Genomic DNA, 14,835 nt, shown 5'->3' on the forward strand with positions numbered 1-14,835 from the left:
GAGGCGTCCGGTTCCCCGTGGGCCTGGCCGGGGGTGGCCGGGGGCGGGGTGGGAGCGGGGAGTCTCACGCCTTGCGTCCCACTCCGGCGAAGCCCGAGAAGGCGTACGGATCCTCGGGGGTCTCGCCCTCGGCGAGCGGCCCGGTGCGGTCGGGTCTCCAGTCCGGCATGGAGACGACGCCCGGCTCCAGCAGCTCGAAGCCGTCGAAGAAACCCTTGATCTCCTCGCCGCTGCGCATGACGAGCGGGTTGCGGATGTCCCGGTAGACGCCGACGGTGCCGCTCGCGACCTCTTCGCTGAGCGGGATGCCCTCGTAGGAGGCGTGCGTGAGGATCAGCATGCTGCCGGGGGCCAGGGCGTCGCGCAGTGCGGCGACGGCCGCGTACGGGTCGTCGGAGTCCTCCAGGAAGTGCAGGACGGCGACCAGCAGCAGGGCGACCGGCCGGTCGAGGTCCAGCAGGCGCGTGAGGGCGGGGGCGTCGAGGATCTCCTGCGGCTTGCGCAGGTCCGCGGCGATCACGTCGGTGCGGTCGTCGCCGGCCAGGACGGCCTGGCTGTGGGCCACCGCCACCGGGTCGTGGTCCACGTAGACCACGCGCGCGTCGGGGCTCGCGGCGTGCGCGATCTCGTGGACGTTGCCGAAGGTGGGGATGCCGGAGCCGATGTCGAGGAACTGGGTGACGCCCTCGGCGACGGCGTGGCGGACGGCCCGGCGCATGAACGCCCGGTTCGCCTGCATGATCTTGGGGAGTCCCGGCATGAATTCCATGGCCCGGCGGGCCGCCTGTCGGTCGACCTCGAAATTGTGCGAGCCGCCCAGGTAGTAATCGTAGATGCGGGACACGCTCGGCACCGATATGTCGATGCCTGGCGGGGCCCAGGCGGGGCGCTCCATCGGGGTCTCCAAGCCTTGGTCGTACCGTGGTCCTTCGCCGTCCGTCCAGGAGGTGGGACGGGGCTCGGACTGCTGTCCGAGCCGAATGTACTGATCATTGCCCAACAGGGCGAGCAAAAGCGGAAATTGGCGGTCCGTTCTTGGTCACACACCAAAGGCAGGTGCGGGTCCGGCCATGCAGGGGCGAGAAACCGACAAATACCTTTTGAGAATTGCCCTCCGGGCGATCTGATCCGACCAAAACATGGCTCAAACCTCTACGGTCCCAACTCCGCCCGATCAGGCGAACCCTGCCCGGCCCTCACGTGCGCGGGCGCGCGCGACCCCATGCTCCCCGGGTGAACAGACCCTGTGCCAGGCGCCTGCTGGTGGTCCCTGTCCTGCTGTGGGCGGCCCTGGCCGCCACACCGGCCATGGCCGATAGCCGCGCCTACGCGACGATCGACACCGAGGACGGCACACCCCTCCTCCAGGCCTTCGCGGCCGCCGGAGGCGCCCACTCCGTCGCCGGTCGGGGTGGCGGACATCACGGAGGGGGCAAGGGCAAGGGCCACGGGAACGGCCATGGTCACGGGCACGGGCACGGACATCACTGCCCGCCGCCCCCTCCCCCGCCGTGTCCCCCCAAGCCCACCCCCACGCCGACGCCCACGCCCACGCCCACCCCCACGCCCACGCCGACGCCCACCCCCACACCGCCACCACCGAAGCCGACCCCGCCACCGTCTCCTCCACCACCGCCGCCGGCCCCCCGACCGACCCCGGCCCCGCCCAAGCCGACGCCGACTCCACCCCCACCGCCCGCGCGACCGGTCCTCAAGGCGGCCCCGGCCCCGCCTCCACCGCCCGCGCCCGAGCCCCCCGCTCCCTCGACCACCCCTCCTCCACCGGCGCCCCCGCCGGTGAAGATGAAGCCCGTCGCCCGTCCCGCGTACCACGCGGCGACCCGCAAGCCTCAGGAGCACCACATCTCGCCGGTCACGTTCACGCTCATGACGGCGGCCCCCGCCGTGCTCGCGATCGTCGCGCTGCGCCCGCGCTGAGCGCGACTCCTGACCGCGAACCCCTGACCGCGAACCCCTGACCGCGGACCCCTGATGGTCGGCCCTCGACCGCGGGCCGCCACCTTCCCCCGCACCTTCTGATCACTTGTCTACATATGGGAGTCATCTTGTCGGAATGGCTCGTCCTGTCCCTCGCGATGGCCGCGGCGTGTGCCGTGGTGCTGTCCATCGCCTTCTTCAACCACCGCAGGATCGGCGAGGACGACGATCCGAACGAGACCCCGGACGTCATCGAGTACATGACGATGATGATCGGGGTGATCTACGCGATCGTGCTGGGTCTGGCGATCGCGGGCGTCTGGGAGGGCCGCGGCGCCGCCCAGGAGTACGTGCGCCAGGAGGCGCAGGCCCTGCACGAGATCAGCGTCCGCTCCGAGGTCTACCCGGCCGAGGTCCGCAAGAAGATCCGCGCCGACGTCGACGCCTACGTGACCCACGTCGTCGACACCGAGTGGCGGCAGATGGCGGACGAGGGGACGCTGACGGACCGCAGCGCGGAACTGCTGGAACGTATCCGCCGTGACGTGACCGACTACGAACCGCAGACCGACCACGAGGGCCAGGCCTACCAACCGCTGGTCGACCAGGTCGCGCTCGTCGACGACGCCCGCAACGCGCGCGGCCAGAGCGCCGGCGCCACGATGCCCGGGGTGGTGTGGTTCGGGCTGATCGCCGGCGCCCTGGTGACGGTGGGTCTGATCTTCACCCTGCAGATCCGCCGTTCGTTCCGCGAGATGCTCCTCGCGGGCCTCTTCAGCGCGCTGATCGCCTTCCTGCTGTTCCTGATCTGGGACTTCGACGCCCCCTTCGGACGGGGCATCTCGGCGACCGCCGAGCCCTTCCTCGCCCAGTTCGGGCACCTGGGACTGGACGACTGAGCCACGCCCCACCCGCCGGCCCGGCAAACCGGGGACGGGCCCCCCGTCCCCGGTTCGGCCTACGCCCGTGCCCCATTCGCCCGTTCCTGATCGCGGGTCACCGCACCCGCGCCTAGTGTGACGGACATCGAGGCGCACTCCCCCCACGTGCGGAAACGCTGCGCGATTGCTCCTCGGGGATCCGGAGAACCGACCATGGGTGCGATACGCAGCTCCGCCACAGCCCTGCCGGTCGCCGGCGCCACGGCCATCGCCCTCGCGCTCGGCGCCTTCGCCATGCCCTCCGCCGGCGCGGCCGACGCGGCGCCCGTCACTTCCTTCGGCTTCGCCATCACCCCCTCGACGGTGGCTCCCGGCGGCCAGGCCGTGCTGTCGGTGACCGGTTGCGACGCCGCCTTCGCCACCGCCTCCTCCGGGGTCTTCGACACCGTGAGCATCGCGCGGGGGCAGACCGTACGGGTCACCGTGGACCGCGACGCGCGGCGCGGCGCCCAGTACTCCGTCACCTTCACCTGCGACGGGGAGAACGGATCCGCCGACCTCACCGTGGCGGGCGCCGCCGCGTCGCTGCCCAGCACCAGTTCCACGACCGGCGCCAGGGCCCGGACGACCGCCCCCGCCACCCCCCGAAGCACCACCGGCACCACGAGCACGGGCACAGGCACGGGCACCGGGACCGGCACGGGGACGACCACCGGCACGACCACCGGCACGGCCCCCCGCAGCACCACCGGCACCGTCACCGGCACCACCACCGGCACCTCCCCGCGCGCGACCCTCGGGGTGCGCGGCGGACTCGGGGGCAGCGTCGCGGGCATGGACCCCGTGGAACTGGGCGCGGGAGCGGGCCTCTTCCTCACCGCCGCCGGCGCGACCGCGTTCGCCCTGCGCCGACGCGGCTCGGCCCGCGGCCACTGACCGACTCCCCCGCGGCGAGCCCCCGGCGACCGCCGTCCGCTCCGGGTCCCGGGCGGGATCCGGAGCGGACGGCGACCGGCCGGGGCCGGGAGGAACGTACGGCGGGACACGAGTCCCGGGCGCACCACGAACGCGGGGGCGGAGGGTCGCAGGTCGGGGGAAAGCGGAGTCGCCAGAGGGGTAAGGCGAGGCCATCGAGCGGTGCCGAGCGCCCGGGCGGGCGGGCGAACGGACGGCTGAACGGGCGGGCGGCTGAAACGGGCGGGGAAACGGGAGCGCGCGCCGGCGGGCGCGCGGCGACCCTCGGACGCGGAACGGCGACGCGGTGCGGGACCGCGTGGCCGTACCCCGTCAGACCCGGCTGCCCACCGTGCGGCGACGGCGGATCACGTGCACGCCCGCGCCCAGGGCCGCGGCGCCGACCAGGCCGGAACCGATGGCCGTCTCCGCCGCGGACGGACCGAACGAGCCGCCGATGCCGCCCTGCGCGCCGTTGCCGTGCAGGATCGTGAAGCGGTGGGTGGCGACCAGGTTGTTGTCGTTGCACTTGACCGACAGGGTGTGGTGGCCGGGCGAGGCGTGGTTGAAGATCCGCACGCTCGCGAAACCGATGGAACCGGCCGACAGGTTCGTCTGCGGGAAGTTTCCGTGCGACCAGACGACGCCGCCGTGGCCGCAGCCCGCGGCGCTGACCTGCATCCTGGCGCCCTGGTGCACGGAGTAGGGATTGACCGTGACGTTGCTGGGCCCGTTCCCGCCGCCCTGCGGGGGGTTCGCGGCGGCGAACGTGGCACTGAGCCCGATCGCGGCGCAGGCGGCCGCGGTCACGGTGAGAGCGCGGAAAGCACGCATGGTGGAACCTCCAGCGGGAAGCGCCCCGGAGCGGTGGCCCGGGCAGATCGACGAGAACGCCTCCCATCACGAACCCTCGGGGCGCCGCGCATCCGGCGCATGTCCACCTTTGGGCCGCCCGGTTGAGCGACACGCCGACGCGCGGACTGAATCATCTGACGGATCCGCAGGTCACGAGCCGTCAGGCATTTATGTGACGATTACCTGGATGGGTGCATCCCTTACGGCCGCACCGCCCGCCCTCCGGCCCTCCACCACCCGTTCGCCCTTCCCCGATCGCCGTCCCGCGCGAGCGGCCTTAACGTGCGGGGAGAAGGGCGTACCGGGGAGGGACTGGAACGCGGGTCGGGACCCCCGCGTCGGGAAGGGAGAGCCATGACCGAGGACGAGTGTGAGCAGCGACCGAGGAGACGCTCCCCCTGGGGCGTACTCGCGATGGTCATGCTCACCGGCCTCGCCATGATGCGGAACGGGGCCGATGCCGAGGACGGGCCGCCGCAGCCGACGGCCGCGGCGGCCGTCGCCGTGCGCGCGGACCAGCTGCCGGCCAATCCACCCACGCCGGCGGCGGACATGGAGGTGTTGGACCACTCGTCGGTGCAGCGCGTCCGGATTCCGACGATCAACGTGGACGCGCCGGTGATGACGGTCGGGCTGGACGCGCAGGGTTGGATCGACGCGCCACCGCCCGAGGAGAGGAACCTGGCGGGCTGGTACCTGAACGGTATCTCGCCGGGCCAGCGGGGATCGTCGGTGATCGTCGGGCACGTGGACAACGCGCAGGGCCCGGCGGTCTTCTACGGCCTCGGATCGCTCAAGCCGGGTCACCGCATCGAGGTGGAGCGCTACGACGGACGCACGGCGGTGTTCGAGGTGTACGGGGTGGAGGTGTTCTCCAAGGAGTCCTTCCCCGGCTCCCGCGTGTACGGGGACACGGGCCACGCCGAGCTGCGCGTGATCACCTGCGGCGGCGGCTATTCGAAGGCCAAGGGCTACGACGGCAACGTGGTGGTCTTCGCCCGCATGGTCGCGGCCCGCTGACCCACGCCCCCACACCCCCTCGCCCCCTTCCCCCGTTCCCCTCCCCCGGCACCGCCGCGGGGCGGGGGAGACGGAGGAGGGGGGCGGTTTCAGCGGGGCGGGAGGGTGGGGAGCGTCATGCGGTAGCCCCGGGCCAGGAGTTGGGGGAGGTAGGTGGCCAGGGCGTGGACGCTCTGCGTCCGGTCGCCGCCCGCGTCGTGGTTCAGCACGATCACCCCGGGGCCGGCGCCGGCCATGACCCGGGAGACGATGGTCGTGGTCCCCGGCTCCTTCCAGTCGAGGGTGTCCACGGTCCACGCCAGGGGTTCCATGCCGAGGTCGGCCCCGATCTCGAACGCGGCGCGGTTCCACGCCCCGTAGGGGGCCCGGAACCACAGCGGGGCCTCCCCCACGCTCTGCCGGACGACCTCGCTGGTGCGGCCGATCTCGGCTTCGAGGGCGGACCGGCCCAGGGTGGGGATGAGCGGGTGCGTCCAGGTGTGGTTGCCGATGACGTGGCCCTCGGCGACCATGCGGCGCAGCAGGTCGCGGTTCTCGGTGGCCATCTCCCCGCAGACGAAGAACATCGCGCGGACCCCGTGGCGGGCGAGGGTGTCCAGGATGGCGGGGGTGTAGCGCGGGTCGGGGCCGTCGTCGAAGGTGAGCACCATCGCGGAGGCGTGGGCGGCGTCGGCCGGCAGTTCCAGGATGGGGCGGTTGCGGACCGCGGGCTTGACGGTGGGCGGTCGCGCGGGGGCCTCGGCGGTCATGGGGCGCAGGCGGTAGGACTTCTCCGGCGGTCCGGCGGGACGCAGCCCGGGCGCTCCGCCGGCGCCGACGGGTCCCGGTGCGCCCGGGGCGCCGGTCCCGGCGGGCGTGCCGGCCTCGCCGCCGGAGACGAGGGCGGAGGCGGTGGCGATTCCGAGGAAGACGGCGGTACGCAGGAGCATGCGTCGCCCTACTGTCTGCTCGTCATTTGTCATTATTACTACGTATCAACGACATCGTCGAAGATGTCGAGAGGCGCGGACGCTCCCCGCTGCCCCCACCCGGACGGGCCAACGGCCCCACCGATCAGCGGCCGCGCCGATAGTCCCCGCGGCTCGGCCCCACCGCTCAGCCCCGCCGCACCAGCGGGAACGGCAGCGTCTCGCGGATCGTCAGACCCGTGAGGAACATGACGAGGCGGTCGACGCCGATGCCCAGTCCACCCGTGGGGGGCATGGCGTACTCCAGGGCGTCCAGGAAGTCGTTGTCCAGCTCCATCGCCTCGGGGTCGCCGCCGGCCGCCAGGAGGGACTGGGCCGTCAGCCGGCGGCGCTGCTCCACGGGGTCGGTCAGTTCCGAGTAGGCGGTGCCGAGTTCGGTGCCGAAGGCCACCAGGTCCCAGCGTTCGGCCAGCCGCGGGTCCTTGCGGTGCTGGCGGGTGAGCGGGGAGACGTCGGTCGGGAAGTCCTTGTAGAAGGTGGGCAGTTTCGTGCGCTCCTCGACGAGGCGCTCGTACATCTCCAGGGCCACGTCGCCGCGGGTGTCCTCGGGGGCGTGCGGGACGCCGGCGCGGTCGCACAGCGCGCGCAGCACGTGCTCCTCGGTGTCGGCGTCGACGACCTCGCCGAGGGCCTCGCTGATGGCCCCGTACATGGTCTTGACGGGCCAGGGTCCGGAGATGTCGTGGACGACGAGCCTGCCGTCGGGGCCGGCCTTGTGCGCGATCGGCGAGCCGAAGGCGGCGGTGGCGGCGCTCTGGATGAGGTCGCGGGTGAGGTCGAGCATCACGTCGTAGTCGGCGAACGCCTGGTAGGCCTCCAGCATCGTGAACTCGGGATTGTGCTTGTAGGAGACGCCCTCGTTGCGGAAGGTGCGGCCCATCTCGAAGACCTTCTCCATCCCGCCGACGCACAGCCGCTTGAGGTACAGCTCGGGGGCGATGCGCAGGTAGAGGTCGAGGTCGTAGGCGTTGATGTGGGTGCGGAAGGGCCGGGCGTTGGCCCCGCCGTGGATCTGCTGGAGCATCGGGGTCTCGACCTCCAGGTAGCCCCGGTCGAGCAGGCCCTGGCGCAGGGCCTGGACGGCGCTCGACCGGGCCCGTACGACGTCCCGCGCCTCGGGGCTGGCGACGAGGTCGAGGTAGCGGCGCCGGACCCGGGCCTCGGGGTCGGCGAGGCCCTTGCGCTTGTCGGGCAGGGGGCGCAGGCACTTGCCGGTGAGCTGCCAGGAGTCGACGAGGACCGACAGGGCGCCGGTGCGGCTGCTGCCGACTTCTCCGCTCGCCACGACGTGGTCGCCGAAGTCGACCTGGGTGGTGAACGCGTCCAGGACGTCGGCGCCGCTCTCGTCGCGGGTGAACATCAGCTGGGCGTCGCCGGTCCAGTCGCGGAGCACGGCGAAGACCACGCCCCCGAGGTCGCGCACGACCATCACCCTCCCGGCGAGGGTGACCTGCTCCCCGGTACGGGTGCCGGGCGGGTATCCGGGGTGCTCGGCCTTCAACCGGGCCGCGGTGTGGGTGCGCTGCCGGATGCCGACGGGGTAGGGGTCGGTGCCGGAGGCCCGGATGCGGTCCAGCTTCGCGTGGCGCACCCGTACCTGTTCGGGGAGCCGTTCGGCCGCCGGGACGGGGGCCCCGTCGTCGCCCACGAGGTCCAGCCCCAGGGAGTCGATGGAGGGGAGCCCGGCGGTGTTGGCGGGGGCGGTCAGGCCCTTGGGGTGGCCGTTGCCCCACAGGGTGCGCAGGCTCGGGACCGAGACGAAGCCCTCCGCGATGCCGGAGGCGAGGCTGACGCGGGCGAGCGAGCCGGCGTCCTGGTAGCAGAGGAACCGCGGGTACCACTCGGGGCCGTACTTCACGTTGGACCGGTACAGCGCCTCCAGCTGCCACCAGCGGGAGAAGAACAGCAGCAGCCTGCGCCACATCTTCAGCACCGGGCCCGCGCCGATCCGGCCGCCCTCCTCGAAGGCCGAACGGAACACGGCGAAGTTGAGGGAGATCCGGCGTACGCCCAGGCCGGGGGCGGCGGCGCACAGTTCGGCGACCATGAACTCCATGACCCCGTTGGGGGCGGCGCGGTCGCGGCGCATCAGGTCGAGCGAGATGCCGTCCTTGCCCCAGGGGACGAAGGAGAGCAGCGCGATCAGTTCGCCGTCCGCGTCGAAGGCCTCGACCAGCAGGCAGTCGCCGTCGGCGCGGTCGCCGAGCCGGTCCAGGGCCATGGAGAAGCCGCGTTCGGTCTCGGTGTCTCGCCAGCGGTCGGCCCGGTCCACGATGGTCTGCATCTCGTCCTCGGACAGGGCCGAGTGGCGGCGGATGAGGGTGGTGGCTCCCGCGCGCCGGACCCGGTTGACGGCCTGCCGGGTGACGCGCATGTCCCGGCCGTCGAGGTCGAAGTGGGCCACGTGCAGGATGGCCTCGTCACCGAGCTGGAGGGCGCTCAGTCCCGAGCGGGCGTACGCCGTCGCCCCGTCCTCGGAGGCGCCCATGACGGCCGGCTGCCAGCCGTGGCGGCGGGCCACGGCGAGCCAGGCGTCGACGGCGGGGCTCCAGGCGGCGGGGTCGCCCACGGGGTCGCCGCTGGCCAGGCAGACGCCGGCCTCGACGCGGTAGGTGACGGCGGCCTTGCCGTTGGGGGCGAAGACGACGGCCTTGTCCCGTCGGGTGGCGAAGTAGCCGAGGGAGTCGTTGCGGCCGTAGGCGCCGAGCAGCGCCCTGATGCGGGGTTCCTCGTCGCCGTGCAGGGCGGCCGTCAGGCGCTGGGAGCGGAAGAGGGTGGCGGCGGCGTTCAGCAGGGCGAGGGCCCCGAAGAGGCCGAGCAGGAAGTACAGGGGTCGCGGCGGGTGGCCGTCGAACTGGCGCGCGGAGAAGAGGCCGCCGAAGACCTGCTTGGCGGCCCAGTCGAGCCACTGCCCCTTGGGCAGGGACCCGGGGAACAGGGCGACGAGTCCCCAGCCGAGGAAGACCGCGGCGAGCAGGCCGAGGCCGAGGACCAGCATGGCGCGCCACACGGCGCCGGGGCGGGAGGCGGCGTAGAACTCCGCGCGGGCGGCGACGAGCACGCCGAGGGCCACCACCGAGATGACCAGCGAGGGGCCGCCGATCCAGAAGTCCCCGTCGGCGAGGATCAGCACGTCGACGAGGATCAGCAGGGCCAGATAGGTGACGACGATCCACCAGGCGATCTTCTTGCGCATGCCGAGGGCGGCGGCCAGCAGGAAGAGGAACACGGCGTAGGCGAGGTTCTCGCTGACCGGCACCACGACGGCGTCGAGGAAGCGCACCACGGGTCGCAGCAGCCTGCGCAGTGTCGGGGAGAGCGCCAGCAGCGCGCACAGCAGACCGAGCGCTCCGAAGAACGCGCCGAAGGCGTCCGGGACGCGGTTGAGGAACCGGTTGCGGGTTCCTCGGGTCTCCTCCACGGTGACACTCATGCTTGGCACTGTAGGGAGGGCGGCGCCGGTCCGCGCGGCGAGCCGACTAGCCTCGGACCCGTGACTGAGCACGTGAACACGGGATTCGAGCGCGGTACGGACGGCCCCAAGGTGATCCTCGCCGGGGTTGACGGATCGCAGTCCTCACTGCGGGCCGCCGCCTACGCGGCGGGGCTCGCCCGGCGCCAGAACGCCCTGCTGGCGCTGGTGTACGTCCAACCGGTCCTGGCGGCCGGGGCCTCGCTCGGCGCGCCGGTCGGCGACACCACCGGGGAGATCGCGGAGGGGATCGTCCGGGAGATCCGGGAGGCGGCGGAGCGGCTGAAGGGCATCTTCGAGGTCCGCTGGCAGTTCCACACCTTCCGCGGCGACCCGTACGCGGGCCTGGTGAGCGCCGCCGAGGAACTGCGGGCGGACGCGGTGGTGGTCGGTGCCTCCGAGCAGGCGGGGCACCGGATCGTCGGGTCGGTGGCGGTGCGGCTGGTGAAGGCGGGCCGCTGGCCGGTCACGGTCGTCCCGTAGCCGGTCCGCGCGGCGTTCAGCGGCCCATGGTCAGGCCGTCCTCGGCGGCGCCGCGGCCGAGGACGGCCTCCGCGACGCCGTCGCGGGCGCTCTCGTACTCGGCGTTGTCGGGGTCGGCGTCCAGGGCGGCGGGGAGGTTGATCACCCTGCCGATGTCGAGGTCCATCATCTGCGGGACGAACTCGGCCTTGGTGACCCGCCAGCGCTGTCCCGGCGCGGCGGGCGGCTCGAAGGTGAACCGGCCGAGGGATCCGTGGTTGCCCCTCGGGTCGCGGGCGCCGGAGTGGTTGAACATCTCCCCGGCGACCTGGTCGCCCATGCCGTAGACGATCCAGGTGCCGTTGACCTTCTCGTAGGCCTGGGGGACGTGGGCGTGCGTGCCGAGGATCATGTCGACGTCCGGGCGGTCCCCGCTGCGCGAGGCGGTCAGGGCCCGGCCGAGTTCGAGTTGGGTCCCGTCCGGTTCGGTCTGCCACTCGGTGCCCCAGTGCAGGCTGACGAGCACCACGTCGGCCCCGGCCTTCCGGGCGGCCCGGGCGTCGGCGACGATCTTCTCCTGCCGGGTCAGGTTGACCGCCCAGGGGCGGCCCTCGGGCATCGGGTAGCCGTTGGTGCCGTAGGTGTACGCGAGGTGGGCCACCTTGGCCGAACCGGCCGTGTAGAGGGCGGGGCGGGCCGCCTCGGCGGCGGTCCGCGCGGAGCCGGCGTGGCCCAGGCCGACCTTGTCGAAGCGGCCGAGGGTACGGTCGATGCCGTCCGCGCCGTCGTCGAGGGTGTGGTTGGAGGCCGTCGAGCAGCCGTCGTAGCCGGCGTCCTTGAGGGCGTCGGCGATCGCGGGCGGGGAGACGAAGGCCGGGTAGCCGCTGAACGGTCCGTCGTCCTCGCCGTAGATGGTCTCCATGTGGCACAGGGCCAGGTCGGCCGCCGAGACCACGGGCTTGACGCGGGAGAACATGGGGCGGAAGTCGTGCCCGTCGCCGTCCGCGTCGAGGGCCGCGCGCGCGATGACCGAGTTGTGCGGCAGGACGTCACCGCTCGCGACCAGGGTGAAGCCCCGGGCGGCCGGCGCCGTGCCGACGCCGGGGGTGCCTGCCGGCGCCCCGGCCGCGCTGGAGCCGAGCCGGGCGGGCGACCGGTCGCCGTGGGCGGAGCAGGCGGCGGCCGTCGCGGCCAGGAGGCCGGCCGACAGCAGGGCGAGGGCGCGCCGGGTGCGCGGGGCGCGGTCGGTGCGGTGGGTGCGGTGGGTGCGGTGGGTGCGGTGCGCCATCTTTCCCGGCTCCCATTCATATGACTATCGGATCACTTGAAATCCATAGGAGAAGGGGTCGCGCGTCAAGGAACCGGGCCGCGCGTCCGGCCCCGCTCACCGCGATGGCCCACGGCGGACCCCGGGGCGGCGGGGGCGCCGAGGGGCCGTTCGCCGCGCCGTTCGACCGTTCGTCGCCCCTCGCGCCCGCCCACCGGACGACGCGGGTGCTTGGGCGCAACGGCGGCCTCGAACGGTTCCCGGGGCGGCTCCCCGCAGGTCAGGGTGAGTGCGTCGGGCCCCCAGCGGCCCCCGAGCCCCCCAAGCGGACCCCGGAAGGAGCCACTCGTGCCGCTCTCCCCCACCCGCCGGCGCGCGGAACCCGAGGCGCTCGCCGAACTCCAGCGCGAACACGGGCGCGCCCTGTTCGGATTCCTCCTCGGCCTCACGGCGGGCGACGCGCAGCGCGCCGAGGACCTGGTGCAGGAGACCCTGGTACGGGTCTGGCAGCACCCCGAGGTGCTGTCGAGCGGGCACGAGTCGATGCGGCCCTGGCTGTTCACCGTCGCGCGGCGGCTCGCGATCGACGCCCGCAGGGCCCGCCTGTCACGGCCCCAGGAGGTCGACCCGGACGGGTTGGAGCAGGCGCCCGCACCCCGGGACGCGGTGGCGGGATCGGTCACCGCGATCGACGTCCGCCGCGCCATGGGCAGCCTGGGCCGCGAACACCGGGACGTGCTCGTCCAGGTCTACTTCCAGGACCGTTCGGTGGCCGAGGCGGCGGCCGAGCTCGGCATCCCGGCGGGTACGGTCAAGTCCCGCACGTACTACGCCCTGCGCGCGCTCCGCAAGGGCCTCCAGGGGTACGGGCTCGGAGCCTGACCGACGGCCGCCGCGCGTCGACACCGCTCCGGTATCACTGGAGGACCGCTCAAGAAACGCCCTGGATGCACAGGAATCGGACACAGAACGCATCGATATCGGCATCAGAGCGTGCAACTTGAGTAAACATCCCCCGCTCCGCGAGGCGCTCGGTGAAGGCTCGGGGTGACGACGGGAAGCTCGACACGCGGGAGAAGGTGGCAGCGGTGCAGCCCGAGGGTTCGTACGGCACCAGCGACGGTGGACTTGCCGTGCCCATGGCATGGCTCTACGCGGAGTACATCGCGGACGAGCTGCTGCGCACCGGCCGGCTGATCCCGGCCGGCACGGTGGAGTTCCGGGCCGGGCGCGACACGCTCGCGCTGACGATCTACCTCTCGGACTCGGCCGGCGAGCTCTCCGGGATCCGGGTGGTCTCGCAGCTCGACGAGTGGCTGTCCCTGACGGCGTACGGACACCCCTGGCGCGACTGGGTCCACACCCGCTTCCTCGCCCTGGGCGAGGAGGCCCGCGAACGCGGCCGGGGCGAGGACCCGGACCTCGAACTGGCCCGCGCCGCCTGGCGGTGGCTGGACCACACCGAGCTGTTCGCGACGAACCTCGACCCGGGCCGGCAGGGCCACGGGGTCACCCCGCCCGGTGTGGACGAGAACGCGCGCGTGTGGACCCCGGCCTGGCAACTCGGCCTGCCGCTGGGGCACCTGGCGATGCACCTGTTCTGAGGCTCCGCGGCCACGAAGGTCACGGGGGCACCGGGGCCGGGCAGGGCGACGCGGGCTACCGGCCCGCAGGCGCCGTCGGGCCGGGCGCGTCGGGCGCGTCGATCCCGTCGGCCGGGTCGGTCACCAGACCGGTGAAGTCGGCCTCGTTGCGCTCCGCCCGGTTCACGTACCAGCGGGCCACGAGCCACATCACCGGGTACACCACCAGGCCGAGGGCCACCCACACCAGCGGCCCCGAGGTCGACCGGGGCAGCAGGAAGGCCGTCGGCAACAACCCCAGCAACAGGGTGAGCGCGGCCAACGCGGCCAGGGCGGACCGCAGCTGAGTGCGCATCAGCGCCCGGACGTAGGTCTCCCCGAGGGTGGTCTGCTCGGAGATCTCCGAGCGGGCCGGCGTGTGCGCGGGCGGCCGACGGCGGGTCCCGCGGGGCACCCCCGTGACGACCTCCCGTCGGGGCTGCGACGCCTGCTGCTCCTCGGCCATGGTGGCACGGAGTCTAGGCGGTTCCCCCGCCCCTTCCGCCACTCCCGCCGCTCCCCCACTCCCTCTACTTGAGGAGGCGGGAGAGCCTTCGGTCCGCGAGCGGCTTGCCCCCGGTCTGGCAGGTGGGGCAGTACTGGAGCGAGGAATCGGCGAAGGACACCGAGCGGATGGTGTCCCCGCACACCGGGCACGGCTCCCCGTCCCGGCCGTGCACCCGCAGCCCGCTCTTCTTCTCGGCCTTCAGCTCCCCCGCGGCCAGTCCCCGGGCCCGCTCGACGGCCGTGCCCAACGTGTCGCGCAGCGCCTCGTACAGGTGCGTGACCCCTTCCTCGTCGAAGGAGGCGGCCGGTTTGAAGGGCGAGACCTTCGCCCGGTGGAGGATCTCGTCGCTGTAGGCGTTGCCGATGCCGGCCAGGACGCCCTGGTCGCGCAGCATCCCCTTGATCTGCCGGCGCTCCCCGGCCAGCAGCGCCGCGAGGTCGTCGCGCCCGAACGCCTCCGCGAGCGGGTCGGGGCCCAGGCGGGCGATCCCGGGCACCTCGTGCGGGTCGCGCACGACGTACACGGCGAGGCTCTTGCGGGTGCCCGCCTCGGTGAGGTCGAAGCCCGCGCCGTCCTCCAGGACCAGGCGCAGCGCGAGGGGACCCTTGCCCGGCCGGGGCGGCTGCGCGGGCAGTTCCTCCCGCCAGCGCAGCCAGCCGGCCCGGGCCAGGTGGGTGACGAGGTACAGCTCGCCGACGCCCACCGCGAGGAACTTGCCGTACCGGCCGACGGGCCCGGTGCGGCCGCCTTCGAGGGCGGTGAGCGGAGGGTCGTAGGTCTTGAGCACGCTGATCGCGAGCGGGAGGACGCGTGCGACCACCCGCCCGGCGAGGCGCGCGTCGAGGAACTCCCGCAGGGCCTCGACCTCCGGCAGCTCGGGCATCCTCC

At 73.2% G+C, this 14,835-nt stretch carries 14 protein-coding genes; 7 read left to right on the forward strand and 7 right to left on the reverse strand.

The window, feature by feature from the left end; all coding sequences use genetic code 11:
• Positions 1 to 64: 64 nt before the first annotated feature.
• Positions 65 to 895, reverse strand: a complete 831-nt coding sequence (locus AB0D01_RS25505) for an SAM-dependent methyltransferase (protein ID WP_363059149.1) — start codon at positions 893 to 895, stop codon at positions 65 to 67.
• Positions 896 to 1,797: 902 nt separating this feature from the next.
• On the opposite strand from AB0D01_RS25505, the gene AB0D01_RS25510 reads away from it, so the two are divergent.
• The 3 genes from AB0D01_RS25510 to AB0D01_RS25520 all read left to right on the forward strand — a co-directional run bounded on the left by AB0D01_RS25510 (position 1,798) and on the right by AB0D01_RS25520 (position 3,755).
• On the forward strand, positions 1,798 to 1,938 hold the full coding sequence (locus AB0D01_RS25510; RefSeq protein WP_363059157.1) for a hypothetical protein: 141 nt from the start codon (positions 1,798 to 1,800) through the stop codon (positions 1,936 to 1,938).
• Positions 1,939 to 2,066: 128 nt separating this feature from the next.
• The gene (locus AB0D01_RS25515) at positions 2,067 to 2,837 is read left to right on the forward strand and encodes a hypothetical protein (protein WP_363059053.1); all 771 of its coding nucleotides are present in this window, start codon (positions 2,067 to 2,069) and stop codon (positions 2,835 to 2,837) included.
• A 195-nt stretch (positions 2,838 to 3,032) separates the two neighbouring features.
• On the forward strand, positions 3,033 to 3,755 hold the full coding sequence (locus AB0D01_RS25520; protein WP_363059055.1) for a hypothetical protein: 723 nt from the start codon (positions 3,033 to 3,035) through the stop codon (positions 3,753 to 3,755).
• 351 nt (positions 3,756 to 4,106) lie between these two features.
• Here AB0D01_RS25520 and AB0D01_RS25525 read toward each other — a convergent pair whose 3' ends face one another.
• Positions 4,107 to 4,607 (reverse strand): hypothetical protein, encoded by a 501-nt coding sequence (locus tag AB0D01_RS25525; protein WP_363059057.1) that lies wholly within the window; start codon positions 4,605 to 4,607, stop codon positions 4,107 to 4,109.
• A gap of 375 nt (positions 4,608 to 4,982) precedes the next feature.
• Here AB0D01_RS25525 and AB0D01_RS25530 point away from each other — a divergent pair, with 375 nt between their 5' ends.
• Positions 4,983 to 5,648: a class F sortase gene (locus AB0D01_RS25530; RefSeq protein ID WP_363059059.1), complete on the forward strand. Its 666-nt coding sequence runs from the start codon at positions 4,983 to 4,985 to the stop codon at positions 5,646 to 5,648.
• Positions 5,649 to 5,737: 89 nt separating this feature from the next.
• On the opposite strand, the gene AB0D01_RS25535 is transcribed toward AB0D01_RS25530, so the two are convergent.
• Positions 5,738 to 6,577 (reverse strand): polysaccharide deacetylase family protein, encoded by an 840-nt coding sequence (locus AB0D01_RS25535; protein WP_363059061.1) that lies wholly within the window; start codon positions 6,575 to 6,577, stop codon positions 5,738 to 5,740.
• 166 nt (positions 6,578 to 6,743) lie between these two features.
• On the reverse strand, positions 6,744 to 10,049 hold the full coding sequence (lysX, locus tag AB0D01_RS25540; RefSeq protein ID WP_363059063.1) for a bifunctional lysylphosphatidylglycerol synthetase/lysine--tRNA ligase LysX: 3,306 nt from the start codon (positions 10,047 to 10,049) through the stop codon (positions 6,744 to 6,746).
• 60 nt (positions 10,050 to 10,109) lie between these two features.
• Here lysX and AB0D01_RS25545 point away from each other — a divergent pair, with 60 nt between their 5' ends.
• Positions 10,110 to 10,571, forward strand: a complete 462-nt coding sequence (locus tag AB0D01_RS25545) for a universal stress protein (RefSeq protein WP_363059065.1) — start codon at positions 10,110 to 10,112, stop codon at positions 10,569 to 10,571.
• Positions 10,572 to 10,587: 16 nt separating this feature from the next.
• Here AB0D01_RS25545 and AB0D01_RS25550 read toward each other — a convergent pair whose 3' ends face one another.
• A complete protein-coding gene (locus AB0D01_RS25550; RefSeq protein WP_363059067.1) occupies positions 10,588 to 11,838 on the reverse strand; it encodes a CapA family protein in 1,251 nt (416 codons plus the stop codon).
• A gap of 327 nt (positions 11,839 to 12,165) precedes the next feature.
• On the opposite strand from AB0D01_RS25550, the gene AB0D01_RS25555 reads away from it, so the two are divergent.
• Positions 12,166 to 12,699, forward strand: a complete 534-nt coding sequence (locus tag AB0D01_RS25555; protein ID WP_363059069.1) for a sigma-70 family RNA polymerase sigma factor — start codon at positions 12,166 to 12,168, stop codon at positions 12,697 to 12,699.
• A gap of 257 nt (positions 12,700 to 12,956) precedes the next feature.
• Positions 12,957 to 13,421, forward strand: a complete 465-nt coding sequence (locus AB0D01_RS25560; RefSeq protein ID WP_363059151.1) for a hypothetical protein — start codon at positions 12,957 to 12,959, stop codon at positions 13,419 to 13,421.
• A gap of 55 nt (positions 13,422 to 13,476) precedes the next feature.
• Here AB0D01_RS25560 and AB0D01_RS25565 read toward each other — a convergent pair whose 3' ends face one another.
• Entirely contained in the window at positions 13,477 to 13,905 is a 429-nt protein-coding gene (locus tag AB0D01_RS25565) for a hypothetical protein (RefSeq protein WP_363059071.1), read from the reverse strand.
• A 64-nt stretch (positions 13,906 to 13,969) separates the two neighbouring features.
• On the reverse strand, positions 13,970 to 14,830 hold the full coding sequence (locus AB0D01_RS25570; RefSeq protein WP_363059073.1) for a DNA-formamidopyrimidine glycosylase family protein: 861 nt from the start codon (positions 14,828 to 14,830) through the stop codon (positions 13,970 to 13,972).
• Positions 14,831 to 14,835: the final 5 nt, after the last annotated feature.

The organism is Streptomyces sp. NPDC048606, from assembly GCF_040650855.1.
Lineage (GTDB): Bacteria > Actinomycetota > Actinomycetes > Streptomycetales > Streptomycetaceae > Streptomyces.